This is a genomic window from Jiella pacifica (assembly GCF_010500815.1).
Classification (GTDB): domain Bacteria; phylum Pseudomonadota; class Alphaproteobacteria; order Rhizobiales; family Rhizobiaceae; genus Jiella; species Jiella pacifica.
Map to the genome: position 1 here is coordinate 41,188 of NZ_JAAAMG010000019.1, position 22,713 is coordinate 63,900.

The window sequence follows — 22,713 nt, forward strand, 5'->3', positions numbered from 1 at the left end:
GCTACCGGCGTGAGTTCGGACGGGGTTGCGCGAGGCGCCCCCCTCTGTCCTGCCGGACATCTCCCCCACGAGGGGAGATCGGCTGCTTTGTCGCCGCCGCCTTTTCGGCGGGTAGCCGCAGGAGCCGAACAGCGTGGGCGAGGCGCGTTGTTTGCAGCGTCGGCGAGACGGGGCGTTTGACGGGTTAGGCAGGGCGCCGATGCAGGATCGATCTCCCTCCTTGTGGGGGAGATGCCCTGGCAGGGCAGAGGGGGGTAAGCAGCCGCCGCATCTTCGGCGAGCAGGCGATCGGCCCGGCGTCGCCTCGCTTGTGCAATGATCGACGCTCGAAACCCGACCGATTTGTAAGGTTGCACCCGCTGGTGTAGAGACAGCCGCGAAGAAATGACGGCGTTGCGGATCGCTCGTCGGGAGGGGCCGCCCCTTCTTGCCGCCACAATGGCAAGGGACTGTGGCACGGTCCCCCGCACAGATCCCACCCGAACCCCGACGAACTCGGCCGACGACCGGCCATCAGGAGCGCTCATGGATCGCATTCGCATCAGAGGCGGTAACGAACTCAACGGCATCATCCCGATCTCCGGGGCGAAGAACGCCACGCTGCCGCTGATGATCGCCTCGCTCCTGACCGACGACACGCTGACGCTGGAGAACGTGCCGCATCTCGCCGACGTTGAGCAGTTGACGCGCATTCTCGGCAATCACGGCGTCGACTTCTCGGTCGCCGGCAAGCGTTTCGGCCAGGATTCCGGCATCGGCCGGACGATCCATTTCAACGCCCGCAACATCGTCGACACCACCGCGCCTTACGAACTCGTCTCCAAGATGCGGGCGAGCTTCTGGGTGGTTGGGCCGCTGCTCGCCCGCATGCACGAGGCGAAGGTCTCGCTGCCGGGCGGCTGCGCCATCGGCACCCGGCCGGTCGACATCTTCATCGACGGCCTGCGGGCGCTCGGTGCGGACATCGAGATCGAATCCGGTTATGTCGTCGCCAAGGCGAAGGGCGGCCTCACGGGCGACCGCTACCGCATGCCGAAGGTCTCGGTGGGGGCAACCCACACCTTGATGATGGCGGCGACGCTGGCCAAGGGCGAGACGGTCCTCGAAAATGCCGCGCGCGAGCCGGAGATCGTCGACCTTGCCCAATGCCTCACCGCCATGGGGGCGAAGATCGAAGGCGCGGGCACCTCGACGATCCGCATCGACGGCGTGCGTTCGCTGTCGGGCGCCCGGCACCGGGTCCTGCCGGACCGGATCGAGACCGGCACCTATGCCATGGCCGTCGCCATGACCGGCGGCGACGTCACGCTGACCGGCACCAGCGCCGACCTTCTGCCGACCGCGATGGAGACGCTGGCGCGGGCGGGTGCCGCGCTGACGCCGGTGGAAGGCGGCATCCGGGTCTATCGCAATGGCGGCGGAATCGCCCCGGTCGACGTGACCACCGATCCCTATCCCGGCTTTCCGACGGACCTTCAGGCGCAGTTCATGGCGCTGATGACCAAGGCGGACGGCACCGCGTCGATCACCGAGACGATCTTCGAGAACCGCTTCATGCACGTCCAGGAACTGGCGCGGCTCGGCGCGAAGATTCATCTCTCCGGCCAGGTCGCGCGGATCGAGGGCGTTGACAAGCTGAAGGGCGCACCTGTGATGGCGACGGACCTGCGGGCCTCGGTCTCGCTCGTCATCGCCGGACTGGCCGCCGAGGGCGATACGCTGGTGAGCCGCGTCTATCACCTCGATCGCGGTTTCGAGCGGTTGGAAGAAAAACTCGGCAATTGCGGCGCCGAGATCGAACGCATCTCCGGCTGATCGCGAGGACCTACGGCGCGGGCTTTCGGCCAGCCGGCGATTGCTCGCAGGCAGGCTTGCATTTTGTGGCGTTTGCGCCGATTTAAGGGGCGCTTTCCAGTTGACCGCGCCCGGCGCGGCGCGCGCGTGGCCGAACGGCAGCCTGCCGCAAGGACAGTTCCGAGGGACGATCCGCCGTCGAGGTCGCCTGCCGTCCAAACGAAATGAACGATCGACACGGTGAGGTCTTCGCCGATGCCGAGCACCCAAACGAAGCGCGGCCGCCCGAAGCGGGCCGCGACAGAACGAAGTCTAGGATCGAACAGCGTATGGCAAAAGAAGAAGTTCTCGAATTTCCGGGCGTCGTGACCGAGCTCCTGCCGAATGCGACATTTCGGATCAAGCTCGAGAACGATCACGAAATCATCGCCCACACCGCAGGTCGGATGCGCAAGAACCGCATCCGCGTCCTGACCGGCGACAAGGTGCTCGTCGAGATGACGCCTTACGACCTGACCAAGGGTCGTATCACCTACCGCTTCAAGTAAGCCTGCAGCCGCGCCGGAATGTCGTCTCCCCAACACCTGGTCCTTGCCTCCGCTTCGCCGCGGCGTCTGGCGCTCCTCCAGCAGGTGGGCGTCGAGCCGGACCGGCTGATGCCGGCCGACATCGACGAGACGCCGCAAAAGAGCGAGCATCCCCGTTCGCTGGCCAAGCGCCTGTCGAAGGGCAAGGCCGAGGTCGCGACCCGGCGGCTGCGCGAGCTGGACTACGGCCCGGCGACCGTGCTCGCCGCCGATACGGTCGTCTCGGTGGGCCGTCAGATCATGCCGAAGGCCGAACTCGAAGAGGACGCGGTCGCCAATCTGCGGACGCTGTCCGGCCGCACCCATCGTGTCTACACCGGCGTCTGCGTCATCGGTCCGAACGGTGCTCTGCGCCAGCGGCTGATCGAGACGCGGGTCAGGTTCAAGCGGCTCTCGCGACTCGACATCCAGAGCTATCTCGCCTCGGACGAATGGCGCGGCAAGGCCGGCGGCTATGCCATCCAGGGGCTGGCCGGTGCCTTCGTGGTGCGCCTCGTCGGCTCCTATACCAACGTCGTCGGCTTGCCGCTGGCCGAGACGCTGGCGCTGCTCGCGGGGGAGGGATACGACATCCATGCCTCCTGGCGGGCGCCGCTAATGCGCGTCGACGACGAGGATTCAGATCCGGACGACGACGAAGGCGAGATGCGCTCGCGAGGCGGGTTGTCGCGACGCTCCCTCCGGGACGACGAGGAAGACACGCTGATCGATACCCAAGAACTGATGGCGGACGATGTCGACGACGACGAGCGCGCCGGGCGGCATGGGCGGGTGGAGAAGGACGTCCGCGACCGCTTCGGCGCCAAGCCCGCGTCGGGAGGCTCGGCCGACCAGCCCGCGGCGCAAGGTCCGATGATCGGCCACCGGCCGCCAACTTCCGCAAACGAGGGCTCTCGGCCGGCCGTACCAGCGGTGGGCAAGCCCGCCGAGGGCGGGCGCGAGACCGATATCGAGGGTGAGACTGGCCCCGCCGACCTGTCGGCCGGCCCGGACGAGGCGGGGTCCCGCCTAGAGGCAGACCCGGGCGAGCGCAAGCCCGTCCAGGGCGGAAAGCGCGAGGACGAAGCCGGAGGAGAGGAGCGATGAACGGCGAAGCGACGGCTCCGACCCCCATGCGCCCGACCCGGAAATGCCCCGAATGCGGCCGCCTTTCGCGGCGCGAGACCTTTCCGTTCTGTTCGCCGCGCTGTCAGGCGGTGGACCTCAACCGCTGGCTCTCGGGGCGATACGTCATCCCCGGCCCGCCCCTCGACGAGGTGTCGGACGACAACGAGCGCTGATCTCGATCGGAAGTCTTGCGGGATGGTCGCCAATGCGGGGCCGCGAGAGAGCTCTGGAGAGCCCAGCCGGGATCGTCCCGCCGGATCGGCGCGAAACATTCGCCGACCGAGTTTCCCGCGTGCAGCCGACGAAGCGGCTGGCGCCACGCCCGAGTGGTTCAGCGCTGCTCGTCGCCTTCATGCAGGGGCGCGTCGAGTGCTTCGATGCGCGGACGCCCGTTGTCACGGCGCAGCGCCGATACCGCATCGACCATGCTCGGGGAACGTTCGGCGTTCGATCGCGTCGCCGCGATGCCGAGCGCGCGAAGGGCGCTCTCCACTTGTTCGGCGAGGTCTTTGTCGTCATCGATCCGCATGACAGTCCCGATGTTAGAACGACGTTGCCGGAATGGACCAGCCACCTTTGGTCTTCTTGGGATGCCGATCCCCATTTGCCGGGGACGGTCCCATGGTTGGGACTTCCGCCGCGCGACGAGGGGATCGGTTCGCGGCGGTGACGTGGGCTGCAGGGCACAGGGAGAGGTCGAATTCTGCTCCCCACCAACGGCCAATCTAGGGTGCCTTCCCCGAGGCGAATATCAATCAGTTTAAGAACCGCCAAATTCTTTGGGCAGGCACGAATCAGCGCGCTCCGCGGCCAGCTGATTTCGGCTAATTCCGGCCCGGCATCCATCGCCGATGCCGAAAGCCTCCGCCGCGTGGAGAGCGACGAAGGCGTCGGGATGGCGGGATGTCGCGAAAGACTGCGGTTCTAGCGGTCGACGGCGCCGACCAGCACGTCGCGTCCGTTGGCGATGCGGTTCCATTTGCCCGGGTCGCCCGTGTTCTGACGTTTCAGGAACGCGTAAGGCGTGTCGCTCCACAGCAGGACGCGCCAGTTGAGATTGTCGAGGATGAAATCGCCGTCGGTGGTATGGAGGGTCAGCACTGCGTGGCCCTCGCCATTGGTCTTCTTCACCACCGTGATGAGAAGATTGCCGAGATCGATCTTGGCCTCCTCGTGCAGCCGCTTGCGCTTGCGAAGAACGAAGTCCTCGCAGTCGCCGGTGGATGCCGGATAGGTCCAGTATTCCTCGACGCCGTAGATCTTCTCGTCGGATTCGGGCTTGATCTGCGCGTTGACCGAGACGTTGATGGTGGCGATCGTGTGGATCAGCGATCGGGTCAACACCAGAGGCTTTGCCTGGCCAGGTTGCGCGACAGGACGGCATTCGGCGGGACTGCGCTTGCACAGGCCCTGTTGCCCGATGGGGCGGGGCGCCTCGACGCCGATCTGCATGAATGGCCCCCGAGCCTCGACAGCTTCGGCGTTGCCGGGCCCAAAAGCTGCCGTCAGGCAAAGCAAGAGCGTGGCGCCAATTGCGCGAAATCCCACCATGCGTCCCCTCGATCGCAGGTTAATTTAGCTGATCTGCCGATGTTCTATGCAATGGCGAAATGAGTCAATCCGTTGTGCACTGCGCAACGGCGCCGGCCGATAGCCAGACACAAGATTGGCGACGGCCCGGCGCAAGTTGCGCGCTCAGGTGACGCGGAAGCTCACCTGTCTTCGGTTGCAAAGGCTTGCGTGAAAAGGAGATTCCGGGCTCGGCTCGCAGATTGTGACGTTTCGATCACACTGGCGGGCAAGAAGGGCCGCGGACTCTCGACGCCAACAGGCTTCAGCCCATGTCGTCAGCCGCCCTCACGAGTTCCGACAGGCTCCGGGTAATGAGATCAAGGTCCTGCGGGCGGGAGAGCCGGTGATCGCCATCCCTGACCAGGCTGAGGATCACCGCATGGTGGGGCAGGTGCTCGACGAGGGTGAGGGCGTGTTCGTAGGGCACGTCCGGATCGGCCATTCCCTGAATGATGGTGACCGGGCATTTCGTGTCGATCAATCCGTCGAGGACGAGATTGGCGCGGCCGTCGTCGATGAGAGAGAGGGTGTAGACATCCGGCTCGTCGGAATAGTCGGACGGGGCGAGAAGGCGGCCGTTCGCCTCGATTTCCTTCCGCTGCTCGGCCGAGAGTTTCGGCAGAAGCAGCCGCTCGGTGAAATCTGGCGCCGGCGCGAGAAGCAGCATGGCGCCGATGCGCTCCTCGACGCCGAAACGTTCGGCCCGCCTGACGAGGTTGAGCGCGATCCACGCCCCCATGGACGAGCCGACGAGAACGAGCGGGCCTCGGCCGATTTCGTGCAGGACGGCTGCCGCCTCCTCGGTCCAGCGCCCGATGGTGCCGTCTTCGAAATCACCGCCGGACTCGCCGTGGCCGGAATAGTCGAGGCGGCAATAGCCGTAATCGTGCCGTGCGGCAAAGGCGAGAAGATGCTCGGCCTTGGTGCCGCGCATGTCGGAGCGGTAGCCACCGAGCCAGACGATCGTCGGGGCGCTCGCGCGGGCGCCGCTGCGGCGAAGGCGGTAGGCGATCTCGCGCATGGCCGCACCCTCTCCGACAGCCAACCGCCCGGCGATCTCGTTCGCCGCGTCGGCGGCGTGTTCAGGGGACGTGACGTTTGAAGCCATGGTTGGATCACCGAAATCTCGAGTGGCTTTGGGTCTCACGGCAGTGAGGCCATTGCAAGTCGCCGGGTTCCCGGCACCATGCTTGTCACGACAGCAGCGTCGAAGCCCCCGTTGGAAGGGGTGACAATCCGAAACCGGCTCACCATGTCTCTTCTGGGAGGCAAGTTTCGTTCGTCGCACGGAGATTGCCGGCCGAAACAGGTGCGGCGAAAGCGGCTTGCCGCAGGTGTCAAGCCCGACGATTGGTGCTATAAGGAAAGAGGGCGTGCCTCCGATCGCTTCGAGCGAACAGGGTGACGGGCGATCGAACCGATCCTCGACCTAGCGCGTTCCAGACAGATCAATCCGTCGTCAACAACTGGAGAATACGACCATTCGCAGACCATTTCGCGCACCGCCGGCTCAGAAGGAGGGCCCCCGCTCGAATCGTGAGATCCGGGTTCCGGAAATTCAGCTCATCGACCACGAGGGCCAGAATCGCGGTCAGATCTCGACGCAGGAAGCCCTTTCCATGGCAGAAGAGGCCGGCCTCGATCTCGTCGAGATCGTTCCGACCGCCAATCCTCCTGTCTGCAAGATCCTCGATCTCGGCAAGCTGAAATACGAGAGCCAAAAAAAGGCGGCCGAGGCGCGCAGGCGCCAGAAGACCATCGAGGTCAAAGAGATCAAGATGCGGCCGAACATCGACGAGCACGACTACGAGACGAAGATGAAGTCCGTGCGGCGCTTCTTCGACGAGGGCGACAAGGTGAAGGTCACGCTTCGCTTCCGCGGTCGCGAGATGGCGCACCAGGAACTCGGCATGCAGCTTCTCAATCGTGTCAGGGAAGAGACTGCGGAGTATTCGAAGGTCGAGGCCGAGCCGAAGCTCGAAGGCCGTCAAATGATGATGGTGCTGGCGCCGCGCGGCTGAAGCTCGCGCGAAACGCCGCCGCATCTGGAGCACGACCGAAGTCGCAGCGGGCCACGCTGCATCCGGCAATGTTCCGTCAGCCATTGGAAAGACGCCGCCGGGCCGACCGTCCAGGCGGCGTTTTCGTCTCGCGGCGATGGCAGAACCCGCGACACCGTCCTTCGGCATCTCTCGACCGGAACGGGCGGACGGCGTTCCCTGCTCTTTCATCCGTGCCCTGCCGGTCTTATCTGCCATGCGCGGACGAAGGCAGTGCGAGAGAGGATCGACATGAGCGGGACGCCGAACGGAGCGCTGGGGCATGGCCGGGCGCCGAGCCTCGAAGAGATCGAGGAAATGGCGGTCGCGGCCTATGGCGATCTGCCGGAGGAATTCCGCACGCTCTGCGGCGACATCCGCTTCATCGTCGCCGATTTCCCCGACGAGGAGATCATCGATGCGATGGGCCTCGACAGCGAGTTCGACATTCTCGGCCTGTTCGAGGGCCGGCCGGTCGGCGACATGGGAGTGCCGATCACCGGCGAGATGACCAACCGCATTCTCCTCTATCGTCGGCCGATCATCGACTACTGGGCCGAACACGAGGAAACGCTGGAGGCGATCGTCCGGCACGTGCTGATCCACGAGGTCGGCCACCATTTCGGTCTCTCCGACGACGACATGGAAGAGTTGGAGCGCGAGTCCGAGTGAGGTTTGCCGAGCGCTGCACCGGTAATTCGTCCCGGTGCAGGTCGAGCGACAGGAAGAGGAGTTGCGGCAGCGGCGTCCACCATCCGGTGGTGACGCCCGCCCGACGCAGCATCGCCGCGGCCCAGCCATTGCAGTTGGCGAGGATGTGGAAGCGGCCATGTGCTTCGTAGAACCGGTCGAACGCGCCATAGGCCGTCCCGGTGATCTCGATGGGCTCGTCGCCCGCCCCGCGGGAAAAGGTCGCCAGTACCGCCGATCGCAAGGCGTCGTAGTCTTCCTGCGTCAGGTCGAGCGTCTTGACGTCAGGGCTCGCCGCGTCGATCGGTCCAGCCAGCGCGACGTGCAGCGACGAGGCATCGCCGACGAGGGTGCGTAGGACCGGCATGGGTTTTATGTCCGCCCATGTCGGCGTCTCGGTATAGAAGCTCCGGCCGCCCCAGCCGACGGTGATCCACCGGACGTCCGGTCGATCGACGGGCAGTCCGGCATCCGCCAGAAATGCGAAGTCCCGGCGCGTCCGTGGGGTGGCGGGGAGGGCGATGTCGCTATGGATGAGCCCGGCAAGAAGCAGGATCCGGTGGGAATTGGCGCCGGAGGATCCGCCGGAATCGGGCGCAGCGCCGCGCGGGACCGCAACCCCGAGAACCAGGCTGGCGAGGCCGGACGATAGGAGCAGCCCGGCGGCGCCCAGGCCACGGACGAGAAGGCGCCGCCTCGGTTTCACCACGAGGCATCGTGCCCCTGACCGCGAAGCAATGCAGTCGAGCGCGGATTGCCGCAGGAGGTCTTGGAGGCCGCGGCGAGCCCGTGGTGAGCGGCCATCGCGAAGACCCGGCCCCGAACAATCCGATCGAGGCCGAGGTCGCCGAGGACGGGGATGCGCGTCGCGCCCATATCGGCGCTCCGTTCGGATCCCGCGCCCCGGCCTCGGGACGCGCGGCGGGGCGTTCTCGGCCCCAGTTACTGTTCCCCGAGATTCATCTGGGGATCGTAATCCTCGCGCGGGACGGACTTCGTCACGGCTTGGCCGCAGCGCATGGTCTTCGCTACGTCGTCGAAGGCGTAGGTCGGTGAGCCGTAGAGCTCCCAGCCTTTCGACAGGGCCAGGGACACCTTGTGGCAGAAGCTGGAATCGTCAGGCCCGGTGAGCATGCGGTAGAGTTTCATTGGATCACGCGTCGTTGGAGGGAGTTTCAAAGGATCGCGTAGCGATCTCGTCACGTCGCAACAGCACCCGGCGCGCCTGGGTCAGATGCAGCCGCTCGACCATCCGGCCGTCGAGCTGAATGACGCCGCGACCGGCGTTGTCCGGCCGTTCAAAGGCGGCGACGATCGCTTCGGCTTCGCCGATTTCGGCCTCGCTCGGACCGAATGCCGCATTGGCCGGGTCGATCTGCGCGGGGTGGATCAGGGTCTTGCCGTCGAAACCCATCCGCCGGCCGGCGGCGCATTCGAGCCGAAGGCCTTCCCCGTCACGAAGATCGCCGAAGACGCCGTCGAGGACATAGAGGCCGTTCGCCTTGGCGGCGAGGACGATCTGCATCAGCCACGGCAACAGCTCGGTCCGGCCGGCGTCCGGCTGGATGTCGGTGGCGAGACGGATGTCGTTTGTCCCGACGACGAAGGCCGACAGTCGTCCGCGCACGCCCTTTCTGGCGATCTTCTCGGCCCGCGCGATACCGCGCGGCGTCTCGATCATCGCCCAGAGCCGCAGTCCCGCCGGGGCGTCCATTTCGTCGAGCGCCCGCGCAGCAGCCTCGAGCATGTCGCCGTCCTCGACCTTCGGCAGGAGCACGGCATCGATGCCGGACCCGCGCGCCATCAGGAGGTCCTCGGTTCCCTCGCGGGTCTCGATCGGATTGATGCGAACGATCTTCAGCCCGGGAAACCGCGATGCCGCAAGATGCTCCCGCAGCTTTTCCCGCGACGGACCTTTCGCCTCCGGAGCGACGGCATCTTCGAGGTCATAGATGATCCCGTCGGCGGCAAGGCCGTCGGACTTCTCGAGCGCACGGGCATTGGCGCCGGGGACGTAGAGAATGGAGCGAAGCAGCGAGCGCGTCTTGGTCATGGAGATTTCCTTGCCGAAAAGCGCCTGCCACGCAAGCCTTGGACGGCCGCTGAGATGGCGCCGATCTCAAGCTCAGTCTCGAGTTCAAAATTTATAATGGTTGAATTATACAGCGAAGACCGGGCATGGCGAAAGTATGTCAGGTAGCCGACGAAATAATAACCCGTCATGGACAAGGGAACGAGGTCTCCTGAAGTTGATTTACTAGGCATACATCAAATCAATGAGGAGGCACCCATGGCGACGACAGTCGGTCAGGAACGGGAAATCGAGACTCTCGTCCAGGATCTGATCATTCTCGAACGTGACGCGATCGCGGCCTACGATTCCACGATCGAAAAGTTGTCGGACGCAGCGTTGAGTTCGCAGATCGCCCAGTTCCGCCGAGATCATCTGCAGCATCTCGACGTGCTCAACGAGATGGCCGCCGAACTCGGCATTCCGGCGCCGACCGAAGGCGACGCCAAGCAGATGCTGACGACGGGCAAGATCGCGCTCGCCCAGTTGATGGGCGACAAGATGATCCTCAAGGCGATGAAGACCAACGAGGACGACACCGTCACCGCATATTCGCGCGCGGCGAACCATGCGGATGCGATCGAAAAGTCGCGAGCCTTCTTCGCCAAGGCGCTTGCCGACGAAGAGCGCCATCGCGCCTGGATGGAACAGACGGCCGCAGCTCTCTGAGACGAGCCTCGACCGAGAGCTTCGAAAAATCCGGCGGACGACGCGTTCGAACAGATGGTTTGGCTCGCCGCCGCCTTTGGAGGCCGATGATCGCATGGCCGCCGGCCGACCGCCAGCGTGTGCTGCAGCCGCAGCACGCGAACGACGAGGTGCGCCCAAATCGGCGCGCCGCTTCCGCAGCAGAACCAAAGGGACGATCATGTTTCACCATTCTTCCAAGCTTCAGTATACCGTCACCGTCGACACGCCGGATCCGCAGTTCGCCAAGCTGCTCCAGCAGGCGATCGGCGGCGTCGAGGGCGAGATTCGCGTCGCCATGCAGTATTTCTTCCAGGCGATGGGCGCCCGCGGCGACGATCGGATCCGCGACCTCTTGATGGCCACCGCCACGGAAGAACTGTCGCATATCGAATTTCTCGGTCATGCGGTGGCGCTCAACCTCGAAGGTGCGCCCGTCACCGTCCAGGAGGAGGCGGCCAAGGACCCGGTCGTCAACGCCATTCTCGGCGGCGCCAACCCGCGCCATCTCCTGTCCTCGGGCCTGTCGGCCATGCCGGTCAACGCCAACGGCGTGCCCTTCGACATGAGCCACGTCTACGCCACCGGCAACATCGGCGCCGACATGCTGGCCAATGCGACCGCCGAGGCCGGCGGCCGGGTTCTCGCCTCGCGCCTCTATAATCTCACGGATGACACGGGCATGAAGGACATGCTCTCCTTCCTCATCGCCCGCGACAGGATGCACCAGCAGCAGTGGCTGGCGGTGATCGAGGAGCTGGGCGGGCTGTCGGCCTCGTTGCCGATTCCGAACTCGACCCCCGAGAACCACGAGGCGATGCAGCACTCCTACTATTTCCTCAACACGCTGCTCGACAAGGAAGCGCCGCAGGGCCGTTGGTCCTCGGGCCCCTCGCTCGACGGACGCGGCGAGTTCTCCGTCAAGCAGCAGCCGGAGCCGGAAGGTCAGGTTCCGAGCCTCGGCAAGGCCAGGCCGAATTCCGGCGCCCAGACGGAACAGATGTAAGGTCCTTTCCTAGACCGACGCAGCGAGCGGCGGCGCGCCAGCGCCGCCGTTTGCATGTCCGGATCGGGCGACGAGCCAGAGCAACCGAAATTGTTCAAACCGCCGGAAGAGCGTGCTATCGGTCGGGCTCGACAATGCAGAACCAGGTTCGAGGCAAGCCATGCAGAAGTTCGACAAGCTCACGGGCGTCGCCGCGCCCTTGCCGGTCGTCAACGTCGACACCGACATGATCATCCCGAAGGAATATCTGAAGACGATCAAGCGCACCGGCCTCGGGTCCGGCCTCTTCGCCGAGATGCGCTACAAGGACGACGGCTCGGAAAACGAAGACTTCGTCCTCAACAAGCCGGCCTATCGCAACGCCGAGATCCTGGTCGCAGGCGACAATTTCGGTTGCGGCTCGTCGCGCGAACACGCGCCCTGGGCGCTGCTCGACTTCGGCATCCGATGCGTGATCTCGACGTCCTTCGCCGACATTTTCTACAACAACTGCTTCAAGAACGGCATCCTGCCGATTCGCGTTACGCCGGAGCAGCTGGCTCTCCTGATGGACGATGCCGAGCGCGGCTCGAATGCGCGCCTCACCGTCGATCTCGCCGAGCAGACGATCTCCGGGCCGGATGGCGGCCAGATCACCTTCGAGATCGATTCCTTCCGCAAGCACTGCCTCATCAACGGTCTCGACGACATCGGCCTGACCCTGGAGCGGGCCGACAAGATCGCCGATTTCGAACAGAACCTCGCCGGCGAGCGCCCCTGGGCCTGAGACGCCCGCGTGCACAAGCCCCCCCGATTCGCCGTGCTGCCGGTTCATCGGGGGGCGATGATGGCGTGAAACTTCGCATGTTGCGCAAGCCCGGCGCCAGCCGGCAAGTGTACAGGGCGTCGTCATGGGCAGGGGCGTTTCGGCGCTCCACCGTCTTTCCGACGAAAGCCGCCGATCGGGTGTTGACGCGCCGGGCGGAATCATCGAAGAAGGCCCCCGAAGCGCTGTGGTAGCTCAGTGGTAGAGCACTCCCTTGGTAAGGGAGAGGTCGAGAGTTCAATCCTCTCTCACAGCACCATTTTTCCGACGAAAATTTTGACTCGGTATCGACGCAATCGGCGGCGCGGCTTTCGGCGTCAAACGCGCTTTGAAGGGCTCATACCATCCCGCGAAATGCAATGCATGCCGCCGGCGGCCACGGTCGAGCATCTTGCGAAAAAGCGGCACTGCCCGAAGGCAGACTTGCTTTGATGCATTGCCGACAGAGGCTATGAGTCGTCCGAAAGTCGGGCGCGCTAATGCCTATCGCCCCCGCCTCAACGCTCGATCCGGGAGCCACTCATGGCCATCACGCTCTACGAACTCGTCGGCCGCGACGCCGCGCGGCCGTTTTCGCCGCATTGCTGGAAGGTGCGGCTCGCCCTGCGCCACAAGGGTCTGGACTTTCAGTCCGCGACGGCGGGCTTCACCGAAATTCCGGGCCTCGAGGGTGGCTGTTCGAAGATCGTGCCGATCCTGAGAGACGGGGAAACCCTCGTCGCCGCTTCCTTCGCCATCGCCGAGTATCTCGAAGAGACCTATCCGAATCGGCCGAGCCTGTTCGGCGGTGAGGGTGGACGGGCCTTGTCGCGCTTCGTCGAAAGCTGGTCGCAGCGCACCATCCACCCGGCGCTGGCTCGGTTCGCCGTCCTCGACATCCACGACGTTCTCGGTGAGCCGGATCAGGCCTATTTCCGCGAAAGCCGCGAGAAGGCCTTCGGCACGACGCTGGAGAGCTTCGTCGCCGACCGCGCGGACAGGGTCGAGCCGCTCCTGAAGTCGTTGGAGCCGCTGCGCGCCATCGTCGCCAGGCAGCCTTTCCTCGGCGGCGACGGCCCGCTCTTTGCCGACTACATCGTCTTCGGCGGCTTCCAGTGGGCCCGGGTTTCCTCGCCATTCCAGTTTCTGCCGGCGGAGGATCCGGTGGCACTTTGGTTTGAGCGCTGCCTGGCGCTTTACGACGGCGAGGGGGCCAAGGTCCCGGCCGCTGCCTGAAATGAGCCACCCTGGCTCGGCTTGCCCTGGGGAAACGGGCTCGCTATAGGTCGCGCCACATCCCCAACAGGTCGAAGACAAGGAACTTTCATGGCGCTCGAACGCACTTTCTCGATGATCAAGCCCGATGCCACGCGTCGCAATCTTACCGGTGCGATCACCAAGAAGCTCGAAGAGGCGGGCCTGGCCGTCGTGGCGTCGAAGCGGGTTTGGATGAGCCGCCGGGAGGCCGAGGGCTTCTATGCCGTCCACAAGGAGCGGCCATTCTTCGGCGAACTGGTCGAGTCCATGTCGGCCGGCCCGACGGTCGTCCAGGTCCTGCAGGGCGAGAACGCCATCGCCAAGAACCGCGAGATCATGGGCGCGACCAATCCCACCCAGGCGGCCGAGGGCACGATCCGCAAGGACTTCGCCCTGTCAATCGGCGAGAACTCGGTACACGGCTCCGACGCGCCGGAGACGGCTGCCCAAGAGATCGCCTACTGGTTCTCTGAGACTGAAATCGTGGGCTGAAGCCTGTCGTCTCAGCGGCCGGCTGCAGTCGGTTTGACGTTGCAAATTGGATGCCCGGGATGGTTCACCGCCCGGGCATTCGTCGTTTCGGGGTCAGGCCTCAGCCCCGAAGAACGACGCCAGCACCACGATCAATATGAGCGTGTAGGCCGCGACCGAGCCGGCGACCAGCAGGATCTGGTAGTTCCGCCCGACGGTCGTGCGCGTCACCTCCCGCGCCTGGTGCAGGAGGTTCGGCCAGGTGTAGGAAACGAAGTCGCCCTGCGTCATGATCGACACGACCCGGCCCTGATCGTCGACGATCGGCAGGCGCCGGAAGCGCTCGTTCGACATCACCCGCATCCATTCGATCAGGTCGTCGTCGGCCTTCGCCGCCCGCGGCTTGGCGGTCATGATCTCGCGCAGCGTTGTCGTTTCCGGATCGCGCTTGGCACCGACCAGACGTTTCATGACGTCGCGCTCGGTAACGACGCCGATCAGCTTCTCGTAGTCGTCGACGATCATCACCGAGCCGACGTTCCTCTCGGTCATCGCCGTGACGGCCGTCATCGCCGTGGCGTCTGGCCCGAAGCACAAGGGCTTCGGCTTGTCGCGAAATTCCGGCCGGTCCTTGATCTTCATGGGTGCCCTCCCTGTCCAAAAAGGGAAAGCTAGGCGCCTCATGCGCGTTTGATAGTGTCCACTACGGATGACATCGCAAAAATCGATGTTGCAAGGCAAGATGTTCTTGCTGTCTTGCAGTATATGAAAAGCAACCGTCGCCTCTGTAATGGTTGTAGCACTGTCGCTACAGCCGATGCCAGCGGTCGGCCGCCGCATCGTCGGTATCCTTGGCTTCCACCCAGCCACCCATGGTGCCATCGACGAGATGCTCGCGCTTCCAGAAGGGGGCGGATGTCTTCATGAAGTCCATCAGGAAGCTCGCTGCCTCAAAGGCGGCGCCGCGATGGGCCGAGGAACAGGCGACCAGGACGATCTCCTCGCCGGGCGCGATCAGTCCATAGCGGTGGATCGCCGCGCAACCGAGGATCGGCCAGCGCGTCGCGGCCTCGCGGGCGATCTTTGCGATCTGTCGCTCGGCCATGCCGGGATAGTGTTCGAGCTCCAGCGCCTTCAGCCGGCCGCCCTCGTCGCGGCAATAGCCGGTGAAGGTGACGAGCGCCCCGACGGCGCCTGGGGCGGCAAGTGCCGAGGTGACGGCACCGGCATCGATCCGTTCGGTCTGGACCCGAATGTCGAGACGGATTCCTGCCGTGCCGTTCTCGGCTTTCCCAGAGTGCGGTGCACTCGCGGAGTGGGTGGTCTCCCGCGCACCATCATACATGGTGGCGGCGAGGTCGGCGCTGTTGCGGGTCTCCGCCATGGCTCAGCCTCCGGTCATCGGCGGGAAGATCGCGACTTCCCGGGCGCCGCCCAGCGGTTCGGAATGGTCGACATGCTCGTGGTCGATGGCGACGCGAATGATCTCCGGCGCCTGCAGCGCCGCGTCGTAGGTCTCGCCGCGGCCCTTCAGCCAGTGGAGCAGGTCGCCGACCGTCACGATACCGGCCGGCAGCGCCACCTCTTCCTCGGCGATGCCGATCCGCTCGCGCACCCAGGCGAAATAGGCAAGTTTCATCGGGCTAGCTCCTGTCGTCCTCGACCGGAGATGGCGGGCGAGGCGCAGCTTGTCCAGTGCAAACGTCGCGCAGCATGGCGGTGCCGATCGGCCGTCGTCGCTCCGCCGACTCTGTGCCTTGCAATTCCCCGGGCATGCCAGGGGTTGCGAAGAGGAGCTTGCCACCATGAAGAACTGCCATCTCTCAGCCGAATCTGCCGCCGCTTTCACCGGCGTGCGCATCTGGGGCGACCGCAAGCTCGCCTCGGCCTATGCGCCGGAAAAGACGATCGGCTCGCTGTCGCGCTGCCGTCACGAACTGACGCTCAACCTTCCGGCGGACGGCTTCAGGCGACGGACCATCCAGCCCTCGCCACCGAGGCAGGGATGATCACGGCGCGGCGGGCGACCGACGCGTGATTGCTGCCGGGCTTGGCTGTGTCAGGGCGGCTCAGTCGTCGATGTGCCGCAGCCCGGCGCGAAAATAGTCGTAGCCGGTGTAGAGGGTGACTAGGGCCGATACCCAGAGGAGGACGAGGCCGACTTCGGTGATGCCCGGCATGAACCGGTCGCCGGCGGGACCGGCCAGGAGGAAGGCGATTGAGACCATCTGCATCGTCGTCTTCCACTTGGCGAGGCGCGTCACCGGGACGGAAACCTTCAGTTCTGCGAGATATTCGCGCAGGCCCGAGACGAGGATCTCGCGGCACAGGATGATGATCGCCGCCCACAGGCTCCAGCCGGCGATGCTGCCCTCGGCGGCGAGGAGCAGGAGCACGGCGGCGACGAGCAGCTTGTCGGCGATGGGGTCGAGCATCCGGCCGATGGTCGAGGACTGGTTCCAGGCCCTGGCCAGATAGCCGTCGAAATAGTCGGTGATCGAGGCGGCGACGAAGATGCCGAGCGCCGTCCAGCGGGCATAGTCGGGACTGCGCAGCTGGCCTTCGAGGAAGAAGCACATCACGACCAGCGGGACGCAGACGATCCGCGCATAGGTCAGGATGTTGGGAAGGCTGAGGGCCTTTGACGCCATGATACGCTTGCCTGCGGAATTTGGGGGTTGGGCTTTTCAAAGCGCGGGCGGGCCGGTCGCGTCAACCGGCCCGGCGGAAAGATCCGATACTCTGCTGCAAACGTGACGATTGTTTCATCGGCTCGCCCGGAAATGGTCGTAGATCGATTGCGCCATCGCCGCAGAGATGCCCTCGACCTCGGTCAGGTCACTGAGCGCAGCCCGCGAGATCGCTTTCGCCGTGCCGAAGTGATGCAGAAGCGCGCGCTTGCGCGACGGCCCGATGCCGGCGATCTCGTCGAGCGGGTTTCGGACGAGCTCCTTCTTCCGCTTCGCCCGGTGGGTGCCGATGGCGAAGCGATGCGCCTCGTCGCGCATCCGCTGGACGAAATAGAGCACCGGGTCGCGCGGCGGCAGCGAGAAGGGCTCGCGGCCTTCCATGACGAAGCGCTCGCGCCCGGCGTCGCGGTCGACGCCCTTGGCGATGCCGATGGCGGTGATCCGGTCGGCGATGCCGAGTTCGTCGAGGATGGCGCGCACGGCCGACATCTGGCCCTTGCCGCCGTCGATCAGGACGAGGTCCGGCCAGGCCGGCATCGCCGCGTCGTCGGCGAGATCGTCGGCGCCATCGCCCGGGAGGATTTCACCTTCCGAGACGTCGCCCTGCGAGGCCCCGCCCGCAGCGTCGGCGCCCTGCGGCGGTCCGCCGGGTGCCGCATCGACGGCGCGCGCCGTGTCGGCCGTCGCCGGCATGGTCTCGGCGTGTTCCTTGATCAGCCGCGAGAAGCGCCGGCGGATGACCTCCTTCATCATGCCGAAGTCGTCGCCGGGGGTGATGTCTTCGCCCTTGATGTTGAACTTGCGATACTGGTTCTTGGCGAAGCCCTCCGGCCCGGCGACGATCATCGCGCCGACGGCCGCCGTCCCCATGATGTGGGAGTTGTCGTAGACCTCGACGCGACGCGGCGGGCGCTTCAGGCCGAAGGTCTGCTGCAGGCCGTCGAGCAGCCGCGCCTGGGTCGAGGTCTCGGCCAGGCGCCGGCCGAGCGCCTCCTTGGCGTTCGAGGCGGCATGGTCGACGAGATCGCGTTTGGCCCCGCGCGAAGGCACCTCGATCCGCACCTTGCGCTCGGCCCGCAGCGACAGCGCCTCGGCGAGCAGCGCCTCGTCCTCGACCCTGACTGGCAGCAGGATCAGCCGCGGCGCCGGCGTATCGTCGTAGAACTGGCCGAGGAAGGCCGCGAGCACCGCTTCGGGCTCCAGCGAAGGATCGGCCTTTGGGAAATAGGCGCGGTTGCCCCAGTTCTGCCCGGTGCGGAAGAAGAACACCTGGATCGAAGTGAGCCCGCCCTCCTGATGGATGGCGAAGACATCGGCCTCCTCGATGCCCTCCGGATTGATGCCCTGATGGCCCTGCACGTGCGACAGCGCCGCGAGCCGGTCGCGATAGACGGCGGCGCGCTCGAAATCGAGATCTTCGGAGGCCGACTGCATTGAGTGCGACAGCATGGTCTTCACGTCGCTCGAGCGGCCGGACAGGAAGGCCGTCGCCTCGTCGACGAGTTCGGCATAGTCGGCTTCGCTGACCTCGCCGGTGCAGGGGCCGGAGCAGCGCTTGATCTGATAGAGCAGGCACGGCCGGGTGCGGCTGTCATAGACCGAATCGGAACAGGTGCGCAGCAGGAAGGCCCGCTGCAGCGCGTTGATCGTCCGGCCAACCGCGCCAGCCGAGGCGAAGGGGCCGAAATAGCGCCCTTTTCGCGACCGCGCGCCGCGGTGTTTGAGGATCGCCGGCGCCGCATGGTCCTGGCTGATCAGGATGTAGGGGAACGATTTGTCGTCCCGCATCAACACGTTGAAGCGGGGGCGCAGCCGCTTGATGAGGTTCGCCTCGAGCAGCAGCGCCTCGGTCTCCGTGCGCGTCGTCACGAATTCCATGGCCTGCGTCTTGGCGATCATCCGGGCGATGCGCTGGGTATGGCCGCCCGACCGCGAATAGCTGGCGACGCGCTTCTTCAGCGAGCGCGCCTTGCCGACATAGAGGATCTCGCCGTCGGCCCCGAACATCCGGTAGACGCCGGGCGAGTTCGGCAGCCGCTTGACCAACGCGCCGATCAGCTCGGCGCCCTTGAGATCGCCGGAGACCTTGTGCCCGGCATCGTCCCAGTCGATCGCCTCGATCAGCGCCGCACTGGCCGACGGTGCGGCAGGGGCAGGGGCGAGGTCGTCCTCGTCGTGGTCCAACGCATCATCCGCCGTCGCAGCGTCTGCGACGATCATGCCGGCTTCGTCGTCGGCGTCGTCGAAACCCGCCGGGCCGGCCGACGTGTCGTCCGCGGCGGATACATCGACGTCGTCCCGCGGCTGCAATGCCCTGGCGCTATGGCTCGAATATCGTTGCGGACGCGAGCGGCCCAACGTCTTCTCCTCGTCGTGTTCCATCGTGCGAAGACCAGCGCCCCGGTACGACCATCCGTCATATATGACCGTCGCCGCCGGATATGCAGGGGCGGAAGGCCTTCGCTGGGCCTGACGGCCGGTTCGGCGAGCCACGGCCCGGGCGGTACGGGCTGATCGTGACTGAATTGCAACAGCCGCGAAAAAGATTCGGCGAATCGATCGCGACCTTCTCGCGGAGTCCTGTTTACGCCATCCGCAGTCTCCACTTGTAGGGGGAAGCGACGTCATCGAAGGATGACGGAGGAGTGTTTTGCGGCTTCCGGGCGCCACTTGTCGTCGTGGGAAGGCGCGCATTCGTAAGGAACGGTGGACCCGATGATGAGGCCAGGCTCGGTCCGATCATTTGCGCTAGTCCTGTTCGGTGCCCTGGCCTGCTCGGTTGCGAGCGCTTCGGCGGCCGATGTCGTCTACGAGCAACCGGTCTCTGCGCCGTCGCCCGAAGCGCCGTCCTCGCCGATCTACGTCTGGTCCGGGCCCTATGCGGGTGCCTTCGTCGGCTACAACTTCGCCCGGTTCGACGATGCCGGTGGCGCGTCCTTCGACGCGGACGGCCTCGTCGGCGGCGTCTATGTCGGGTATAATTTCGAGACCCCAACGATCGTCTACGGCATCGAGGCCGACATCGGCGGTTCGGCGGTCGACGGCTCGGCCTTCAGCTCCTCCCTCGGCGGAGACGTTGACGGGGAGCAGAACGTCTTCGGATCGCTGCGCGGCCGCGTCGGCGTCAAGGCCGATCCGTTCCTAGTCTTTGCGACGGGCGGTGTCGCGGCGTCGCGCACCGAGCTTTCGCTCGGCGGCAGCTCGGACAGCCAGACGAGCGTCGGCTACACGGTCGGCGCCGGTGTGGAGGCGAAGTTCGGCGACGATCTCACCGGCCGGCTCGAATATCGCTATTCGAAATTCGGCAACGAGACCTACGATCTCGGCACCACCAGCGTCTCCTCCGGCTTCGACGAGCACTCGATTCGTGCCGGCGTCGCGCTGAAGTTCTGACGCGGCCGCACCGACGGTCGAGCTTCGTCTTCGTAAACTTCTCTGCGCAGGTCCTGCCCCTTACCGGTTGCCATTCTTTGGCGCCGGGCGGGGATTGCGCCCATGCGGCGGCGTAGGCCGATCTGCCGTGCAAGCACAGCAGGGCGTCGTCTCCCGTCCCACATCCATGATGCGGGATGCACCGTTAAGGCGTTCATTAAATCACTCGCCCTGATCGTTTCATGCGAGATTTTCATCAATAAAAACAATGAGTTGAGACGAATTTTTGCCGATTGCCGTTCATCGTCTCTTAAGCGGTTGGTTGCAGTTCTAACGAAACCCGCGTTGCCGTGGCATCCCGGCCCGCTGATGTTTCGAAGGACGAGCACATGAGGTTGAACCGCTTCTCAATCGCCAAGCGCTTAGCCGCAGCCTTGCTGCTGCCGTTCGTCTTCATTGCGGCTCTCGGTGGGCACGAGGTCGTAGGGTTCTATGGCAAATACGCTGAAATGAGCGCGGTCATCGAGACCGGTTCGGATCTCGACTCGATCGGCACGTTGGTTCACTGGCTGCAGGTCGAGCGCGGGACCTCCTCGGGATTTCTCGGCTCGCGCGGCACCAAGATGCAGGACAAGATGCTGGCCGCGCGCGGCAAGGTCGACGAGGTCATCGCCGACTTCCGTGCTCATGAAGCCAGCCTTGCGGCGAGTGGCGGCGAGGGGCGGAGCTTCGTGGAAGCATCGGAGCAGGCGCTGGGCCGTCTCGAATCCGTTCGGCGGGAGGTCTCCGCACTTTCCATGCCCCGCGAAACCGCCTTCGACTATTACAACGGGACGATCGGCTCACTGAAGGGCGTGATGGATGCCATCAGCAAGTCCGACACGGCGACCCAACTGGCCGACCATCTGTTCGCCTACAGCAATCTCGTCGCCGCCAAGGACGTCGCCGGCCGCGAGCGGGGCGAGGGCGCCGGCATCATCGCCTCGGGACGTCTCTCGCAGGTCGGCTTCGAGCGGTTCCGCGAGCTTTCTGGCGAGTTCAACGCCTCTCTTAGCCGATTCATCGCGCTCCAGCCGATGGATCAGGAAAGCGAGCTCCGCAAGCGCCTTGCCGATGCGGGGCTCGCCGAGGTGAGGGCGGTGAGCGCCAGAATTCTCGAAAACGGCGTCGGCGGCGACCTCTCCGCTCTCAACTCGGGCGAATGGTTCGCGCTGACGACGGGCGTCATCGAGGAACTGGCGAAAATCGAGAAGGAGACGATCGGGCGGATCAAGACTCTGGCAGCGGCGGAGAGCAGCAGGAAGTGGACGAACTTCGTGCTGCTCACGGCCCTCGTCCTCGGCACGGCGCTGTTCATCGTCCTCGGCTCCGCGATCATCGCCAGATCCGTGACGAACCCCCTCAACGCTCTGATCGCGTGCATGACTCGTTTGGCCGAGGGCAAGGTCGAGATGAGCGGTGTCGATACGACCGGACAGGACGAGGTCGCCCAGATGGCGCGGGCCGTCGAGAGCTTCGCCGCCGCCACCGAGGCAAACGCAAGGAAGAAGCTCGAGGAGGATCGCCGATACGTCGAGGAGCGGGCGGCCCAGCAGCGGCAGGTGGAGGCCGAACGCGCCGAGCGGGCGCGCGACATGGAAACGGCGATGGCCGAGATCGGCGGCGCGCTCAAGCGTCTGTCCGGCGGGGACGTCTCCTATCGGATCGCAACGCCGCTCGCCGGCGTCTACGATGCCCTGCGCAATGACTACAACGAATCCGTCGCGCTGCTCGAGGCGACGATCTTCAGCGTCAAATCGGTGGCGGATGGCATCGAGCACGGCGTCGACGAACTGCGGGCCGCATCCGACGACCTTGCCAGGCGAACGGAGAGCCAAGCGGCGTCGCTTGAAACGACGTCGGCGTCCATGGCCGAGGTCTCGACCACTGTCAAATCGACGGCCGCGCGGGCGGCGAAGGCCGGCAGCTATGTCGCCGAGGCGGCGGAATACACCCGTTCGTCGAGCCAACTCGTGGAAGAGTCTGTCGCCGTCATCGGCAATATCGCGGCCTCGTCCAAGGAAGTTTCGCAGATCATCTCGGTCATCGACGAGATCGCCTTTCAGACCAATCTTCTCGCGCTCAATGCCGGGGTCGAGGCGGCGAGAGCCGGCGAGGCGGGCAAGGGATTTGCGGTGGTCGCGCAGGAGGTGCGGGGCCTCGCCCAACGCTCGACCGAGGCGGCGCGGGAGATCCGCGGCCTGATCGACCGGTCGGTCACCTCGCTTGAAAGCGGGATATCGCTTTTCGAGCGCACGGGCGGCGCGCTCCGCGGCATTCGCGAAAAGGTCGAGACGATCCGCGACGAGGTCAGCGCTATCGTCGGGGCCTCGCGCGAGCAGGCCGATTCGGTCGGCCACGTCAACGAGACCCTGGCGCAGATGGACACGACGACGCAACAGAACGCCGCCCTCGTCGAACAGGCGACGGCCGCGACTCATGGGCTCGCCAGCGAAGCCGCGAAATTGGCGGCGCAGATCGCGGCTTTCAAGCTTCAGGATCGTGAGCCGGAACGTCTGCCTCGCGCGGCATGAGCGCGAGACACGG

The 22,713-nt window shown here is 65.4% G+C and carries 24 protein-coding genes, 1 tRNA gene and 2 pseudogenes; 15 read left to right on the forward strand and 12 right to left on the reverse strand.

The features are described 5' to 3' along the window. Positions 1-525 precede the first annotated feature (525 nt). The 4 genes and pseudogenes from murA (at position 526) to yacG (ending at position 3,661) form a co-directional block, all read left to right on the forward strand. Complete coding sequence (murA, locus tag GTK09_RS19725; protein ID WP_163465154.1) at positions 526-1,815, forward strand: UDP-N-acetylglucosamine 1-carboxyvinyltransferase; 1,290 nt, start codon at positions 526-528, stop codon at positions 1,813-1,815. A gap of 308 nt (positions 1,816-2,123) precedes the next feature. Beyond that, complete coding sequence (gene infA, locus GTK09_RS19730; RefSeq protein WP_019994787.1) at positions 2,124-2,342, forward strand: translation initiation factor IF-1; 219 nt, start codon at positions 2,124-2,126, stop codon at positions 2,340-2,342. A gap of 18 nt (positions 2,343-2,360) precedes the next feature. Continuing rightward, positions 2,361-2,966, forward strand: a pseudogene (locus tag GTK09_RS19735) (Maf-like protein); the annotation flags it as partial. Positions 2,967-3,463: 497 nt separating this feature from the next. Further along, entirely contained in the window at positions 3,464-3,661 is a 198-nt protein-coding gene (yacG, locus tag GTK09_RS19740) for a DNA gyrase inhibitor YacG (protein WP_163465155.1), read from the forward strand. Positions 3,662-3,819: 158 nt separating this feature from the next. Here the strand turns inward: yacG and GTK09_RS19745 are convergent, their stop codons facing one another. The 3 genes from GTK09_RS19745 to GTK09_RS19755 all read right to left on the reverse strand — a co-directional run bounded on the left by GTK09_RS19745 (position 3,820) and on the right by GTK09_RS19755 (position 6,081). Next, on the reverse strand, positions 3,820-4,017 hold the full coding sequence (locus tag GTK09_RS19745) for a hypothetical protein (protein WP_163465156.1): 198 nt from the start codon (positions 4,015-4,017) through the stop codon (positions 3,820-3,822). A 395-nt stretch (positions 4,018-4,412) separates the two neighbouring features. Further along, positions 4,413-5,039 (reverse strand): transglutaminase-like cysteine peptidase, encoded by a 627-nt coding sequence (locus tag GTK09_RS19750; protein ID WP_163465157.1) that lies wholly within the window; start codon positions 5,037-5,039, stop codon positions 4,413-4,415. Between the two features lie 283 nt (positions 5,040-5,322). Then, entirely contained in the window at positions 5,323-6,081 is a 759-nt protein-coding gene (locus GTK09_RS19755) for an alpha/beta hydrolase (protein ID WP_246218020.1), read from the reverse strand. Between the two features lie 460 nt (positions 6,082-6,541). Between GTK09_RS19755 and infC the strand changes: the two genes are divergently transcribed. After that, positions 6,542-7,081 (forward strand): translation initiation factor IF-3, encoded by a 540-nt coding sequence (gene infC / locus GTK09_RS19760; RefSeq protein ID WP_163465215.1) that lies wholly within the window; start codon positions 6,542-6,544, stop codon positions 7,079-7,081. A gap of 270 nt (positions 7,082-7,351) precedes the next feature. Continuing rightward, a complete protein-coding gene (locus GTK09_RS19765; RefSeq protein ID WP_163465159.1) occupies positions 7,352-7,771 on the forward strand; it encodes a metallopeptidase family protein in 420 nt (139 codons plus the stop codon). 58 nt (positions 7,772-7,829) lie between these two features. Here the strand turns inward: GTK09_RS19765 and GTK09_RS19770 are convergent. From GTK09_RS19770 to GTK09_RS19785, 4 genes and pseudogenes are all read right to left on the reverse strand, one after another. After that, a pseudogene (locus GTK09_RS19770) lies at positions 7,830-8,498 on the reverse strand (TIGR02117 family protein); the annotation flags it as partial. Next, positions 8,492-8,665: a hypothetical protein gene (locus GTK09_RS19775; protein ID WP_163465160.1), complete on the reverse strand. Its 174-nt coding sequence runs from the start codon at positions 8,663-8,665 to the stop codon at positions 8,492-8,494. The gene GTK09_RS19775 and the pseudogene GTK09_RS19770, both read right to left, overlap by 7 nt. Positions 8,666-8,731: 66 nt before the next feature. Further along, on the reverse strand, positions 8,732-8,938 hold the full coding sequence (locus GTK09_RS19780; RefSeq protein WP_163465161.1) for a DUF1737 domain-containing protein: 207 nt from the start codon (positions 8,936-8,938) through the stop codon (positions 8,732-8,734). A gap of 4 nt (positions 8,939-8,942) precedes the next feature. After that, the gene (locus tag GTK09_RS19785; RefSeq protein WP_163465162.1) at positions 8,943-9,842 is read right to left on the reverse strand and encodes an HpcH/HpaI aldolase/citrate lyase family protein; all 900 of its coding nucleotides are present in this window, start codon (positions 9,840-9,842) and stop codon (positions 8,943-8,945) included. A gap of 237 nt (positions 9,843-10,079) precedes the next feature. On the opposite strand from GTK09_RS19785, the gene GTK09_RS19790 reads away from it, so the two are divergent. The 6 genes from GTK09_RS19790 to ndk all read left to right on the forward strand — a co-directional run bounded on the left by GTK09_RS19790 (position 10,080) and on the right by ndk (position 14,086). After that, positions 10,080-10,529 (forward strand): DUF2383 domain-containing protein, encoded by a 450-nt coding sequence (locus tag GTK09_RS19790; protein ID WP_163465163.1) that lies wholly within the window; start codon positions 10,080-10,082, stop codon positions 10,527-10,529. A 199-nt stretch (positions 10,530-10,728) separates the two neighbouring features. Next, entirely contained in the window at positions 10,729-11,553 is an 825-nt protein-coding gene (locus GTK09_RS19795) for a manganese catalase family protein (protein ID WP_163465164.1), read from the forward strand. Between the two features lie 160 nt (positions 11,554-11,713). Continuing rightward, the gene (gene leuD / locus GTK09_RS19800; protein ID WP_163465165.1) at positions 11,714-12,319 is read left to right on the forward strand and encodes a 3-isopropylmalate dehydratase small subunit; all 606 of its coding nucleotides are present in this window, start codon (positions 11,714-11,716) and stop codon (positions 12,317-12,319) included. Between the two features lie 223 nt (positions 12,320-12,542). Then, positions 12,543-12,617, forward strand: a tRNA-Thr gene (locus GTK09_RS19805). Positions 12,618-12,880: 263 nt separating this feature from the next. Next, on the forward strand, positions 12,881-13,573 hold the full coding sequence (locus tag GTK09_RS19810) for a glutathione S-transferase family protein (protein ID WP_163465166.1): 693 nt from the start codon (positions 12,881-12,883) through the stop codon (positions 13,571-13,573). 90 nt (positions 13,574-13,663) lie between these two features. After that, a complete protein-coding gene (gene ndk, locus GTK09_RS19815; protein WP_163465167.1) occupies positions 13,664-14,086 on the forward strand; it encodes a nucleoside-diphosphate kinase in 423 nt (140 codons plus the stop codon). A 93-nt stretch (positions 14,087-14,179) separates the two neighbouring features. Here the strand turns inward: ndk and GTK09_RS19820 are convergent, their stop codons facing one another. The 3 genes from GTK09_RS19820 to moaD all read right to left on the reverse strand — a co-directional run bounded on the left by GTK09_RS19820 (position 14,180) and on the right by moaD (position 15,704). After that, the gene (locus GTK09_RS19820) at positions 14,180-14,707 is read right to left on the reverse strand and encodes a CBS domain-containing protein (RefSeq protein ID WP_163465168.1); all 528 of its coding nucleotides are present in this window, start codon (positions 14,705-14,707) and stop codon (positions 14,180-14,182) included. 166 nt (positions 14,708-14,873) lie between these two features. Next, complete coding sequence (locus tag GTK09_RS19825; protein WP_163465216.1) at positions 14,874-15,332, reverse strand: molybdenum cofactor biosynthesis protein MoaE; 459 nt, start codon at positions 15,330-15,332, stop codon at positions 14,874-14,876. A gap of 120 nt (positions 15,333-15,452) precedes the next feature. After that, on the reverse strand, positions 15,453-15,704 hold the full coding sequence (moaD, locus tag GTK09_RS19830) for a molybdopterin converting factor subunit 1 (protein WP_163465169.1): 252 nt from the start codon (positions 15,702-15,704) through the stop codon (positions 15,453-15,455). Between the two features lie 166 nt (positions 15,705-15,870). Between moaD and GTK09_RS19835 the strand changes: the two genes are divergently transcribed. Then, the gene (locus GTK09_RS19835; RefSeq protein ID WP_163465170.1) at positions 15,871-16,074 is read left to right on the forward strand and encodes a hypothetical protein; all 204 of its coding nucleotides are present in this window, start codon (positions 15,871-15,873) and stop codon (positions 16,072-16,074) included. Between the two features lie 60 nt (positions 16,075-16,134). Here GTK09_RS19835 and pgsA read toward each other — a convergent pair whose 3' ends face one another. Beyond that, the gene (gene pgsA, locus GTK09_RS19840) at positions 16,135-16,716 is read right to left on the reverse strand and encodes a CDP-diacylglycerol--glycerol-3-phosphate 3-phosphatidyltransferase (RefSeq protein ID WP_163465171.1); all 582 of its coding nucleotides are present in this window, start codon (positions 16,714-16,716) and stop codon (positions 16,135-16,137) included. A gap of 114 nt (positions 16,717-16,830) precedes the next feature. Further along, the gene (gene uvrC / locus GTK09_RS19845; RefSeq protein WP_163465172.1) at positions 16,831-18,975 is read right to left on the reverse strand and encodes an excinuclease ABC subunit UvrC; all 2,145 of its coding nucleotides are present in this window, start codon (positions 18,973-18,975) and stop codon (positions 16,831-16,833) included. A gap of 495 nt (positions 18,976-19,470) precedes the next feature. Here uvrC and GTK09_RS19850 point away from each other — a divergent pair, with 495 nt between their 5' ends. Both GTK09_RS19850 and GTK09_RS19855 read left to right on the forward strand, forming a co-directional pair. Further along, positions 19,471-20,148, forward strand: coding sequence for an outer membrane protein (locus tag GTK09_RS19850; protein WP_246218016.1), 678 nt, complete (start codon positions 19,471-19,473; stop codon positions 20,146-20,148). A 368-nt stretch (positions 20,149-20,516) separates the two neighbouring features. After that, positions 20,517-22,700, forward strand: a complete 2,184-nt coding sequence (locus GTK09_RS19855) for a methyl-accepting chemotaxis protein (RefSeq protein ID WP_163465173.1) — start codon at positions 20,517-20,519, stop codon at positions 22,698-22,700. The last annotated feature ends 13 nt before the right edge of the window (positions 22,701-22,713 follow it).

What these genes read in the sequence shown, in the direction of transcription:
- GTK09_RS19820 (WP_163465168.1), bottom strand. Translation starts at nt 14,707, where the DNA reads ATGAAGATCAAGGACCGGCCGGAATTTCGCGACAAGCCGAAGCCCTTG.
- GTK09_RS19790 (WP_163465163.1), top strand. Translation starts at nt 10,080, where the DNA reads ATGGCGACGACAGTCGGTCAGGAACGGGAAATCGAGACTCTCGTCCAG.
- yacG (WP_163465155.1), top strand. Translation starts at nt 3,464, where the DNA reads ATGAACGGCGAAGCGACGGCTCCGACCCCCATGCGCCCGACCCGGAAA.
- GTK09_RS19780 (WP_163465161.1), bottom strand. Translation starts at nt 8,938, where the DNA reads ATGAAACTCTACCGCATGCTCACCGGGCCTGACGATTCCAGCTTCTGC.
- moaD (WP_163465169.1), bottom strand. Translation starts at nt 15,704, where the DNA reads ATGAAACTTGCCTATTTCGCCTGGGTGCGCGAGCGGATCGGCATCGCC.
- GTK09_RS19850 (WP_246218016.1), top strand. Translation starts at nt 19,471, where the DNA reads ATGATGAGGCCAGGCTCGGTCCGATCATTTGCGCTAGTCCTGTTCGGT.
- GTK09_RS19765 (WP_163465159.1), top strand. Translation starts at nt 7,352, where the DNA reads ATGAGCGGGACGCCGAACGGAGCGCTGGGGCATGGCCGGGCGCCGAGC.
- GTK09_RS19810 (WP_163465166.1), top strand. Translation starts at nt 12,881, where the DNA reads ATGGCCATCACGCTCTACGAACTCGTCGGCCGCGACGCCGCGCGGCCG.
- GTK09_RS19755 (WP_246218020.1), bottom strand. Translation starts at nt 6,081, where the DNA reads ATGCGCGAGATCGCCTACCGCCTTCGCCGCAGCGGCGCCCGCGCGAGC.
- infA (WP_019994787.1), top strand. Translation starts at nt 2,124, where the DNA reads ATGGCAAAAGAAGAAGTTCTCGAATTTCCGGGCGTCGTGACCGAGCTC.
- GTK09_RS19855 (WP_163465173.1), top strand. Translation starts at nt 20,517, where the DNA reads ATGAGGTTGAACCGCTTCTCAATCGCCAAGCGCTTAGCCGCAGCCTTG.
- GTK09_RS19785 (WP_163465162.1), bottom strand. Translation starts at nt 9,842, where the DNA reads ATGACCAAGACGCGCTCGCTGCTTCGCTCCATTCTCTACGTCCCCGGC.
- uvrC (WP_163465172.1), bottom strand. Translation starts at nt 18,975, where the DNA reads ATGATCGTCGCAGACGCTGCGACGGCGGATGATGCGTTGGACCACGAC.
- pgsA (WP_163465171.1), bottom strand. Translation starts at nt 16,716, where the DNA reads ATGGCGTCAAAGGCCCTCAGCCTTCCCAACATCCTGACCTATGCGCGG.
- ndk (WP_163465167.1), top strand. Translation starts at nt 13,664, where the DNA reads ATGGCGCTCGAACGCACTTTCTCGATGATCAAGCCCGATGCCACGCGT.
- GTK09_RS19745 (WP_163465156.1), bottom strand. Translation starts at nt 4,017, where the DNA reads ATGCGGATCGATGACGACAAAGACCTCGCCGAACAAGTGGAGAGCGCC.
- GTK09_RS19775 (WP_163465160.1), bottom strand. Translation starts at nt 8,665, where the DNA reads ATGGGCGCGACGCGCATCCCCGTCCTCGGCGACCTCGGCCTCGATCGG.
- GTK09_RS19835 (WP_163465170.1), top strand. Translation starts at nt 15,871, where the DNA reads ATGAAGAACTGCCATCTCTCAGCCGAATCTGCCGCCGCTTTCACCGGC.
- leuD (WP_163465165.1), top strand. Translation starts at nt 11,714, where the DNA reads ATGCAGAAGTTCGACAAGCTCACGGGCGTCGCCGCGCCCTTGCCGGTC.
- murA (WP_163465154.1), top strand. Translation starts at nt 526, where the DNA reads ATGGATCGCATTCGCATCAGAGGCGGTAACGAACTCAACGGCATCATC.
- GTK09_RS19795 (WP_163465164.1), top strand. Translation starts at nt 10,729, where the DNA reads ATGTTTCACCATTCTTCCAAGCTTCAGTATACCGTCACCGTCGACACG.
- GTK09_RS19750 (WP_163465157.1), bottom strand. Translation starts at nt 5,039, where the DNA reads ATGGTGGGATTTCGCGCAATTGGCGCCACGCTCTTGCTTTGCCTGACG.